Below are 11,110 nucleotides of genomic sequence, written 5' to 3'. Positions count from 1 at the left end.
ACAACCACGAAAGGACGCATTCATCATTAAATGACATGACTCCGGCTGAATTCATCCGAAGTCTCCGGAAAGACGAAGATCTCTGATTTAGCACTGCACTGATTTTGGGCCAAGGTCAATTGCCTGAACGGCAGCGGCCCGGTGTTGAATCAATACGGGGATATCGGTAATGCGGTGGCGCCTTCCCTCGGCACTCTGAATGAGAACGATAATCCCTTAAGAGAAAAGAATAGACACATTTTCGCCGAGTACAGAATTTTCTTAGATAAAGTACGACTATGCATTTGCGCCATACGAATGATTTTCAAGATAATCATCAGCATTATCACGATGAGCGGAAAAAACGCATAAAAAAACCGGGGCAATCCAACCCCGGCTATCCATAAGAAATTCTGGACTCAGACTAACCAACCGAGCAGCAGCGTCGCGCCAATGACCGTGGAAGCGCCGCCGATGCGCGTGGCGATTTGGGCGAATGGCATCAGCCCCATGCGGTTCGACGCCGACAGGATCGCCACGTCACCGGTGCCGCCCAGGCCGCTGTGACAACAGGTGACGATCGCCGCTTCCACCGGGAACATCTTCAGATAAGGCGCAATCAGGAAACTGACCAGTCCCATCGACAGCACCACCGAGCCGCAGACCACCACATAACCGACCGAGAACACCGCCACCACGCTTTCCAGCGGTACGTACAGCATGCCCAGACCGATCATCAGCGGCCACACCAGCGCCGTGGAGACGAACTTATAGAAACTGTGCGCGCCGGTTTCCATCGAGGCTGGGATCACCCGGCAGTACTTGCACAACACCGCGAACAGGATCATCAGCACCGGGCCGGGAATATGCACGATGTGTTCGAACAGGCCACCGACGATGAAGAAGGCGCAGATCACCAGCAGACCGCCGCCCATCAGTTGGAAATCGACGTTGCCGCTTTGCTCTTTGATGGCGAACATCGCGTTCTCCTGCGCCGAGCGGATCAGCATGCCGTCGCCGCTCAGGGCCTTGCGCTGCATGCCGATGCGAGCCAGCACCCCGGCGGTCACGATGGCGAAGATATTGCCCAGCACCGCCGCCGGCGCCAGCTGCGCGACGTAGACGTCCGGCGTCGAGCCCAGGATCGCCGAATAGGCCAACGACAGCGGTAAAATCCCCTCGCCGATGCCACCGCCGATGATCGGCACGATGATAAAGAAGAAGGTGTGATAGAAGGTAAAACCGAACAGCTTGCCCACCAGCAGCCCGGTGATCACCGCTGTGATCGTGCCCACTACCAACGGCACGAACATGCGAATCATCCCCTGGATCAGGATCACCCGATTCATGCCGAGAATGCTGCCGACTACCAGGCTGGCGATGACGAAATACAGCAGGTTGGCGTCTTTCATCAGCAAATGGACGGTGCCCATGACGTTAGGCTGGAAGACATTGAAATAGACCAGCACCGACGGCACCATCAAACACAGAATGGCCGGCCCGCCGATATCGCGCAGCACGGGAATGCTTTTTCCCAACTGCGCCAGCGCAAAGCCCAGCGTCATTATCACCGCCAGGCCGCCGATCATATTCTTCGGCAGGAAGTTGGCATAGGCGGAAATCGCCACGATCGCGCAAATCGTGATAAACAACGCGATCGGTACCGCACCGATATCTATTTGACGAAGTTGATTAATTAATCCTGAGGATTCGGACGATGCCGTATTTTTATCACAGGCCAGTTCTGCATTTATCTGTTTCATTATTCACCCTGCTGACAAGCGTACAGTACGGTTAGATTCACCTGGCGCAACGATCCTGCCATAGCCAAGCAAAAACAATTGATTACGAAAAATCCTATTGTGGATTTCGCTTTTTCTAATAAGAAATAAAACAGTAGACAGCTCTGACGATATGATAAAAAATAAAAATGCAAAACTAAATTACGCCGGCGGAATTCAATATTGTGACCCTCCGCCAAGGTTAGTTTTAATTAATTATCGTCAGCATTTTGTAATTAAAGTAATCGGGTTTAAATTCGCTGCTATGCTATAGGAGGGCGAAAAAGCCCCCTGCTTTATTAATAAAGAACCGGAAACGCATTAGCTGAATCCGGTCAGCTTGATCCGAACCTTAATCCTGCGCGCGGCACCGCACGGGAAAGAGGCATAATATGACTCATAAGGAAGTAGAATATGTCTTCACGCGCTGTTACCCCACAAACCCTCGCTCGCTACGGCATTCATCAGGCCGCCGACGTCGTCTATAACCCCAGCTATGAATTACTGTTCGCCGAAGAGACCCGCGCCGACCTGCCGCCGCTGGAACGCGGCACCCTCACCCAGCTGGGCGCGGTCAACGTCGCGACCGGTGAATTCACCGGCCGTTCGCCGAAGGACAAATACATCGTGCGCGACGACACCACGCGCGATACCGTCTGGTGGTCGGACAACGGCACCGGCAAGAACGACAACCAGCCGCTCTCCCCGGAAGTCTGGCAGCATCTGAAAACGCTGGTGGGCAACCAGCTCTCCGGCAAGCGTTTGTTCGTGGTGGACGCGTTCTGCGGCGCCAACGCCGACACGCGCCTGAAAGTGCGCTTCATCACCGAGGTGGCCTGGCAGGCGCACTTCGTGAAAAACATGTTTATTCGCCCGAGCGACGCCGAACTGGCAGACTTCGAGCCGGACTTCGTGGTGATGAACGGCGCCAAATGCACCAACCCGGACTGGCAGCAGCAAGGGCTGCATTCGGAGAACTTCGTCGCATTCAACCTGACGGAACGCATGCAGCTGATCGGCGGCACCTGGTACGGCGGCGAGATGAAGAAAGGCCTGTTCTCGATCATGAACTACCTGCTGCCGCTGAAGGGCATCGCCTCGATGCACTGCTCGGCCAACGTCGGCGAGCAAGGCGATGTGGCGGTGTTCTTCGGCCTGTCCGGCACCGGCAAAACCACCCTCTCCACCGATCCGAAGCGCCAGCTGATCGGCGATGACGAGCACGGCTGGGACGACGACGGCGTGTTCAACTTCGAAGGCGGCTGCTACGCCAAGACCATCAAGCTGTCGCCGCAGGCGGAGCCGGAAATCTATCAGGCGATCCGCCGCGATGCGCTGCTGGAAAACGTCACCGTGCTGGCCGACGGCAGCATCGACTTCGACGACGCCAGCAAAACCGAGAACACCCGCGTCTCCTATCCGATTTATCACATCGAGAACATCGTCAAACCGGTGTCCAAAGCCGGCCATGCGCGCAAGATCATCTTCCTGACCGCCGACGCCTTCGGCGTACTGCCGCCGGTATCGCGCCTGACGCCTGAGCAGACCCAGTACCACTTCCTGTCCGGCTTCACCGCCAAGCTGGCCGGCACCGAGCGCGGCATCACCGCGCCGACGCCGACCTTCTCCGCCTGCTTCGGCGCCGCGTTCCTGACGCTGCACCCAACGCAGTATGCCGAAGTGCTGGTGAAACGCATGGAGGCCGCCGGCGCCCAGGCTTACCTGGTCAACACCGGCTGGAACGGCAGCGGCAAACGTATCTCGATCAAAGACACGCGCGGCATCATCGACGCCATTCTAAATGGCGACATTGAGCAGGCCGAGACCTTCACGCTGCCGATCTTCGGGCTGGACGTGCCGACCGCGCTGCCGGGCGTCGATCCGTCGATTCTCGATCCACGCAAAACCTATGCCGACGAATCGCTGTGGCAGGAGAAGGCGCAGGATCTGGCGCAGCGCTTTATCGATAACTTCGCCAAATATACCGTCACCCCGGCGGGCGAAAAACTGGTGAACGCCGGGCCTAAACGGTAACGGCATTCCCCCGCTCAAGGGCCGATTCGTCGGCCCTTTTTTGTTTTCACACCTCTTCCAGCAAACCCGGCATCACCAGCGCCACCGCCGCCGCGATGCGCTCGTCGATCGCGCTGCCCGGCGGCAACAGCCCCAGCGTCATCTGCCGCAGCGGTTCGGCGATGGTCATCGCCAACAGCAGGTCGCTGGTTTGCGCCCAGTCGCGCTCACGCAGCCACCCGCACTGCTGCTGGCGCTGCAGCCAGTCCGCCACCGTCGCCCGGCCGCGCTGAATACCGTTGCGCTGGTAGCTGTCCAGCAGCCCCTCGCGCCCCGGAAATTCGCTTTGCAGCAGCCGGAACATGCCCACCGCTTCCGCACTCAGCACCTGCTGCGCGATGGCCTGCAGCCCTTTTTCCAACAGCGGCGCAACCGCCGCCCGCTGCCCGGCATCCTGGGCGAAGGCCGGCTGAAACGCCTCAGTCCAACCGCTTACCGCCTGCGCCACCAGTTCGTCGCGGTTGGCGGCAAAGCGATACAGGGTTTTTTTAGCCACCCCGGCGCGTTTCGCCACCGCATCCACCGTCGCCGCGGCATAGCCGCCGTCGATCAGCAGTGCCAACGTCGCCTGAACCAGCGCCGCGCGCAGCGCCGTTTCCGGCGTGGCCGGCCGGCCGCGAGCACGCAGCGGTTCTTCATTCGGGTTTGCCATATTTATTCCTCATAAGCGTTGACAGACTCAGCATAGCGGCATAGCCTTATTTTGGAAACACAATTCGTTTCCAAAATAAAAAAGGAACCCATTATGACACATCCTTCCCTGCTGGCGCCGTGGGGCGTTAACGATATCAACGAGTTGCTCAGGCCCGAACCGCTGCGGCTGGAGATGGGACTGAGCCGCAGCGCCGACGGCCTGCTGACCGTCGCGGTTCGCACCGACCTGCACGGCTGCAAAGGGCGCATGCTGGACTGGTGGTTCACCTTCTTCGAAACGACTCAGCATATCAACTGGTGGCACCCGCACGATCACGTCGAACACCGCGGCTGGGATCGCCACTGGAAAAAGGGGGAAAGCTACGTCGGCGCCAGTATCGAAGCGGTCGAGTGGCTGGCGGAGCTGCCGCCGGTCGCGGCGCGCCTCAAGTTTCACGCCGCCGAGGACTTCTTCTCGCCGCAGCCGCTGCGCCAGGCGCGCGACGCGCAGGCGCTCTCCGCCGCCGTTTGCGCGCGCATCGGCTTCGGTGACCAGGTGGCGCTGGATGACAACGGCGATCCCTGCGACGGCGAGATGCTGCACCTGGTGCGCGACACGCCCTATGGCTGCGTGCTGCGCAGCCGCTTCCTGCTGGGCAAAGCCTGCGCCAACGCCCACGACGAGCTGCCGGACGATATCGGCTTTAACCTGATGCGCCACTGCTACAACGAGTTCAGCTATCTGGCGCAGTTCCTGCCGTCGCTGTACTACGCCGAAAACGGCCGCGAACCGGCGCCGTTGCTCTGGTAATGCGTCAGCGGGGACCTGTTAATTTTTCGCGATGCCGCTATAGTGATTTTCATCGCCATTCCCGCGTTTATGACGGAGAACTCATGGAAAACCCCAGCTATAGCGGCGGCTGCCTGTGCGGGCATATTCGCTTTCAGGCACGCGGCCTGCCTGGCAATCCGCACAGCTGTTCCTGCGATTTTTGCCGCCGCCACTCCGGCGCGCCGACGCTCTGTTGGGTCGAATTTCCGCGTCAGGCCATCGAGTGGAACGGCCCGGGTGGCATGCCGGCCCTATACCGTTCTTCACCCTATTCCAGCCGCGCCTTTTGCCCACGCTGCGGCAGCACGCTGGGGGCGATCGACGACGAGCCGACGGTGGCACTGGCCACCGGCAGCTTCGATCGGGCCGATCTGCCGGAGCTGCGCCCGACCTCACATGCGTTCGCCGATGTTTGCCCCGAATGGTGGCGTATCGACGGCATGCGCTGAACGCCTCACAGTTCCCGCTAAAATCAATTGATTGTTTTGTCGTATAAATTTAGAACTGACGAACAATAATTCAAAAGTATGGGAACGGGGATGAATCAACAGACTCTCGACGCGCGCCGCTCGCGTCAGGCGTTGCTGGCCGGCTCGGTCGGCAACTTTATCGAATGGTATGAGTTCGGGGTGTACGGGTTCCTGGCCACCGTTATCGCCGCCAATTTTTTCACGCTGCAGGGTGAAAACGAAATCACCAGCCTGATCCTCACCTACGCCGCCTTCGCGCTGGCGTTTTTCTGTCGGCCGATCGGCGCGGTGATCTTCGGCCGCATCGGCGATCGCATCGGCCGTCGCCCGACGCTGATTGCGGTTCTGCTGTTGATGACGCTGGCCACCGCGCTGATCGGCGTCATGCCAACCTATACCTCGATCGGCGTCGCCGCCCCGCTGCTGCTGACGCTGCTGCGCATGTTTCAGGGGCTATTCGCCGGCGGCGAATTCGGCGGTGCCGTGTCGCTGATGACCGAGTTCGCCCCGAAGGGCAAGCGTGGGCTGTTCGGCGCCTGGCAGTCGCTGACCGTCGCGCTCGGCCTGCTGGCCGGCGCTGGGCTGGTGGCGCTGCTGGCCGCGCTGCTCAGCGTGCAGCAGCTGCATGACTGGGGCTGGCGCATTCCCTTCCTGCTGGCGCTGCCGATGGGCGCCGTGGCGCTGTGGCTGCGGCTCAAGCTCGAGGAAACGCCCACGTTCACCCAGGCGCAGCAACATGCGGAACACGCCGCCGCGCCGACGGAAGCGAAGCTGGGCGGCGTGGTGAAAACCATTCTGATCGGCATCGGCCGCATGATGGGCTGGTCGGCCGCCGGCTATACCTTCCTAGTGGTGATGCCTTCCTATTTGCAAACTTCATTGCACGCCACCTTCCAGCAGGCGCTGGTGGCGACGGTGCTGGCCAACGTCGGCTTCGCCCTGACCATTCTGCCGGCGGGCATCATCAGCGACAAACTGGGGCGTAAAACGGTGATGCTGACGGCGGTGGCGGCGGTGATCCTGTTCACCTTCCCGCTGCTGCACCTGTTGCAGGATGCGCAGAGTTCACTGTGGGCCAAAGGGCTGGCGGTCATGATCGCCGGCGCCGTGGTCGGCCTGCTGGCCGGCCCCGGCCCGGCGATGCTGGCGGAGATGTTCCCGACCCGGGTGCGCTATACCGGCTTGGGGCTGGCTTACTCGCTGTCCAATGCGGTGTTTTCCGGCTCGGCCGGGCTGATTATCACCGGCCTCATCAAACAGACCGGTAATATCGACATTCCCGCCTACTACGTGGTCGCCACCTCGGTGGTCAGCCTGTTTGCGCTGATGACGCTGCGCCGCGACGACCATCTGCGCTCGCTGAACGAACGTTAATCCTCCGGGGGCACATCGCCCCCTTGCCAACTCGTGACCTCGATCACAACGCCAAAGTGTTAACGTTAACTTTTGTGATTAACATCGCACGCGTGATATCTGCTGGCTTCATCCCTTTGCGAGTTAACGTTAACAATAGAGCTAACTTCACTCACCGGGGCCCTACCCATGAACCGCGAAACTAAAAAATATTACGTGCTGCTCAGCGGCCTGCTGTTCTTCTTTTTCTTCACCTGGTCTTCCAGCTTTTCGCTGATCTCACTGTGGCTGAATCAGAAGATCGGCCTGAAAGGCGCCGAGACCGGCCTGATCTTCTCCGCTATCTCGTTGGTGGCGCTGTGCGCACAGCCACTGTACGGGTTTATTCAGGACAAACTTGGGCTGCGCAAGCACCTGCTGCAGTTTCTCGGCGTGATGCTGCTGCTGACCGGCCCGTTCTTTATCTACGTTTACGCCCCGCTGCTGGCCAGCAGCCTGCCGCTCGGCGCGCTGGTCGGCGGGGTATTTATCGGCGCCACCTTCTTCGCCGGCATCGGCGCGCTGGAATCTTATACCGAGCGAGTCAGCCGCATCAGCGGTTTCGAATTCGGCCGCGCCCGCATGTGGGGATCGCTCGGCTGGGCCTGCGCCACCTTTTTGGCCGGTTTTATCTTCAATATCGATCCGAACATCAATTTCTGGCTGGCCTCCGCCGCCGCCGTGGTATTCCTGTTGCTACTCAGCCAGGTTCGCGAGCTGAAGCCGAACGCCATGGCCGGCCTGGCGTTCGGCAAACCGGAAAATCTGCGGCTGCAGGATGCGCTGGCGCTGCTGCGTATGCCGGGCTTCTGGGCGCTGGTGGTGTTTGTGCTCGGTATCAGCGTGTACAACGTTTTCGATCAGCAATTTTCGGTCTACTTCGCCTCGCAGTTCGCTTCTCGCGAACAGGGCAACGAGATGTACGGCTTCCTCAACTCGCTGCAGGTCTTCCTCGAAGCCGGCGGCATGTTCCTGGCGCCGCTGCTGGTGAACCGCATCGGCGCCAAACAGGGGCTGCTGCTGGCCGGTGGCGTGATGGCGCTGCGCATGTTCGGCTCAGGCTTGGTCAGCGGCGCATTGATGATCTCCGCCATGAAACTGCTGCACGCCGTAGAGTTGCCGATCCTGCTGATCGCTATCTTCAAATACATCGCCAGCCGCTTCGACAGTCGCCTCTCCTCAACGCTTTACCTGGTGGGCTTTCAGTTCATCACCCAGGTGATGGCCAGCTTCCTGTCGCCGCTGGCGGGCTACGGTTATGACCGCATCGGCTTTGCCGACACCTATCTGCTGATGGGGTGCGCGGTCGCCGCCACGACGCTTGTCTCCTGTTTCCTGCTGCGCGGCGAACGTTCCGCCAGCGCAGCCCCCTTTCAATCCGCCATTAAATCAAGTGAGTCTGTCCAATGAACACTGCCTTAGCTCAAGCCGACCATGCGGTCGAAGCCCTGCGCGCAGAACGCCGAGACGAATACTACCCGCAGTTCCATCTCGCGCCGCCCGCCGGCTGGATCAACGATCCCAACGGCCTGATCTGTATTGACGGCGTCTATCATGCCTTCTTCCAGCATCACCCCTATAGCGAGCACTGGGGCCCCATGCACTGGGGGCACGCGACCAGCCGCGATCTGATCCGCTGGCAGCACCAGCCTATCGCCCTGGCACCCGATGCGCCCTATGACAAAGACGGTTGCTTTTCCGGCTGTGCCGTGGATGACAACGGCGTGCTGACGCTGATTTACACCGGCCACGTGTGGCTGGGCGAGCCCGGCGACGACAGCCAGGTGCGGGAAGTGCAATGTCTCGCCACCAGCGAAGATGGCATACGCTTCGTCAAGCATGGGCCGGTGCTGGCCGCGCCGGACGGCATTCAGCATTTCCGCGATCCGAAAGTCTGGCGCGAGAGCGGCGAATGGTGGCTGGTGGTCGGTGCCAAAGAAAACGGCCTGGGCCAGGTGCGCCTGTACCGTTCTGCAGATCTGCGCGCCTGGCGCTTCGATCGGGTGCTGGCCGGCGCGCAGGCGGCGCATCAAGGGTATATGTGGGAATGCCCGGATTTCTTCCCGCTGGGGGAACAACACCTGTTGTTGTTCTCACCGCAGGGACTGGCGGCACAGGGCTACCGCTACCGCAATCGCTTCCAGAGCGGCTATCTGCTCGGCCACTGGCGGCCAGACAGCGACTTTAGGGTGACCCAACCCTTCTGCGAGCTGGATGCCGGCCACGATTTCTATGCACCGCAGACCTTCACCGCCGCCGACGGCCGTCGGCTGCTGTTTGCCTGGATGGATATGTGGGAATCCCCAATGCCCAGCAAAGCGCACCGTTGGGCCGGTGCCCTCACCCTACCGCGTGAGCTGACGCTGGCCGCCGACGGCAGCGTCCTCATGAACCCGGCGCGTGAACTGACGGCGCTGCGCCGAGAATCGCACACCTTTTTGGCACAGACGCTGACCAATCAGCATCTGCCGCTGGCGGACGACGTGCAGGAACTCACCCTGACGTTGAGACCGGCCGACAACGACGCCGAGCGTTACGGGCTGGTCATCGGGAGTGCGGCGCGGCTGTTCGTCGACAATCAGGCGCACCGGCTGGTGCTGGAACGTTTTCATGAAAACCCCGCCCTGTGCACCTGCCGCAGCGTGCCGCTGCCAGAAGGTGACAGCCTGTCGCTACGGATCTTCATTGACCGCTCATCGCTGGAGATCTTCGTCAATCAGGGGCAGGCCTGCCTGACCAGCCGAATTTATCCGACGGCGGGCGATCGCCGCCTCAGCCTGTTCGCCGAAGGCGGCCGGGCACAGTTTGAGCCCATCACGGGATGGCAGTTGGCAAGCCTCTGGGGATAATGGGAATGAGCACCGGGCGCGCAGCGACGCACCCGGTGCGCTTACAGCGAACCACGCTCCAACAGCGGGCAAGGCACTTTCACCGTCTCACACTGCTCCCGCTGCTCAATCACATGCAGCGCCGCAAGGCGGCCCAGCTCGTAATGCGGCAGCTGCACCGTCGTCAATGCCGGCAGGAACAGCTCGCCGGTGCCGACCATATTGTCGTAACCCAGCACCGCTACCTGTTGCGGTATCCGCCATCCTTGCGCCAGCAATACCTGATACACCAGAAAGGCTATCCGATCGTTCCCGCACACCACGACATCGCAATCGCGCCTTCCTGCAGAGAAATGCCGCTCCAGCAGCGCGACGCAGTCGCGATAGCTTTGGTCGCCGCCGCTCAGATCGAGATGATACTGCCGCAGCTGTTCAACATCGCGCCCCGCTTCGCGCCAGGCGCGTTCCAGACCGCGACGGCGCAGGCCCGCCGCCAGCGTATCCGCCGGTAAATGAATGCACAGTGGCGCGCGATAGCCTTTGGCGATCAGCGCGCGCGTGGCGTCATACTGCCCTTGCTCGTCATCAGGAATGTAGCTGGCGATCGAATGCGCCGGGCTGACGCAGTTAGCCAGCACCAGCTTTTTGTCCAGCAATTTGGCCGGCAATGTCACCTCGCGCAGCCCCATCGTGGTGAAGATCACCCCATCCGGACGATGCGCCAGCAGCAGATCGACGGTCTGTTCGGCGTTGTCGTCGGCAAACAGGTTGACGACGAAGCTGTTCCAGCCTCGCTCGCGCGCGGTTTTCTCAATCGACAGGATCATTTCCACCGAGAACGGCGTCGTGGCGGTGTCCAGCGCCAGCACGCCGAGCGTCTGCACGCGATTTCCGTCACCGCGAATACGCCGCGCCGACAGATCCGGCACGTAGTCCAACTGGTCGATAGCCTGTTTGACGCGGCGGTAGGTTTCCGGCCGCAGCTTGCCGGGTTCATTGATGGCGCGGGACACCGTCATCAACGAGACTCCGGCAAGTTTTGCGACGTCTTTCAGCGAAGCCATGCGCCCTTCTTTATGATGATTAATGGGAAAAAGTGAATAATCCCATAACCGGGCGCAG

9 protein-coding genes are annotated in these 11,110 nt (G+C 60.6%); 6 read left to right on the top strand and 3 right to left on the bottom strand.

All coding sequences use genetic code 11. From position 1 onward, the window contains the following. Positions 1-398: 398 nt before the first annotated feature. A complete protein-coding gene (locus ACJ8HT_RS12270) occupies positions 399-1,742 on the bottom strand; it encodes a 2-hydroxycarboxylate transporter family protein (RefSeq protein ID WP_016928018.1) in 1,344 nt (447 codons plus the stop codon). Positions 1,743-2,174: 432 nt separating this feature from the next. Between ACJ8HT_RS12270 and pckA the strand changes: the two genes are divergently transcribed. Beyond that, the gene (gene pckA / locus ACJ8HT_RS12265) at positions 2,175-3,794 is read left to right on the top strand and encodes a phosphoenolpyruvate carboxykinase (ATP) (RefSeq protein WP_038882150.1); all 1,620 of its coding nucleotides are present in this window, start codon (positions 2,175-2,177) and stop codon (positions 3,792-3,794) included. Positions 3,795-3,840: 46 nt separating this feature from the next. Here pckA and ACJ8HT_RS12260 read toward each other — a convergent pair whose 3' ends face one another. Next, the gene (locus ACJ8HT_RS12260; RefSeq protein ID WP_197651932.1) at positions 3,841-4,485 is read right to left on the bottom strand and encodes a TetR/AcrR family transcriptional regulator; all 645 of its coding nucleotides are present in this window, start codon (positions 4,483-4,485) and stop codon (positions 3,841-3,843) included. Between the two features lie 93 nt (positions 4,486-4,578). On the opposite strand from ACJ8HT_RS12260, the gene ACJ8HT_RS12255 reads away from it, so the two are divergent. The 5 genes from ACJ8HT_RS12255 to ACJ8HT_RS12235 all read left to right on the top strand — a co-directional run bounded on the left by ACJ8HT_RS12255 (position 4,579) and on the right by ACJ8HT_RS12235 (position 10,009). Then, a complete protein-coding gene (locus ACJ8HT_RS12255; protein ID WP_049196250.1) occupies positions 4,579-5,277 on the top strand; it encodes a DAPG hydrolase family protein in 699 nt (232 codons plus the stop codon). A gap of 83 nt (positions 5,278-5,360) precedes the next feature. Next, positions 5,361-5,747, top strand: a complete 387-nt coding sequence (locus tag ACJ8HT_RS12250; protein WP_084826349.1) for a GFA family protein — start codon at positions 5,361-5,363, stop codon at positions 5,745-5,747. 90 nt (positions 5,748-5,837) lie between these two features. Further along, positions 5,838-7,142, top strand: coding sequence for an MFS transporter (locus ACJ8HT_RS12245; protein WP_197651933.1), 1,305 nt, complete (start codon positions 5,838-5,840; stop codon positions 7,140-7,142). 168 nt (positions 7,143-7,310) lie between these two features. Then, a complete protein-coding gene (locus ACJ8HT_RS12240) occupies positions 7,311-8,570 on the top strand; it encodes an MFS transporter (RefSeq protein ID WP_197651934.1) in 1,260 nt (419 codons plus the stop codon). Further along, on the top strand, positions 8,567-10,009 hold the full coding sequence (locus ACJ8HT_RS12235; RefSeq protein ID WP_197651935.1) for a glycoside hydrolase family 32 protein: 1,443 nt from the start codon (positions 8,567-8,569) through the stop codon (positions 10,007-10,009). Before ACJ8HT_RS12240 ends, ACJ8HT_RS12235 begins: the two co-directional genes overlap by 4 nt. A gap of 41 nt (positions 10,010-10,050) precedes the next feature. On the opposite strand, the gene ACJ8HT_RS12230 is transcribed toward ACJ8HT_RS12235, so the two are convergent. Beyond that, positions 10,051-11,052 (bottom strand): LacI family DNA-binding transcriptional regulator, encoded by a 1,002-nt coding sequence (locus tag ACJ8HT_RS12230; protein WP_197651936.1) that lies wholly within the window; start codon positions 11,050-11,052, stop codon positions 10,051-10,053. Between the last annotated feature and the right edge of the window lie 58 nt (positions 11,053-11,110).

The sequence above is a fragment of the Serratia sp. CY44782 genome, from assembly GCF_052168715.1.
GTDB lineage: Bacteria > Pseudomonadota > Gammaproteobacteria > Enterobacterales > Enterobacteriaceae > Serratia > Serratia nevei.
This window is presented reverse-complemented; position numbering and strand designations above follow the sequence as displayed.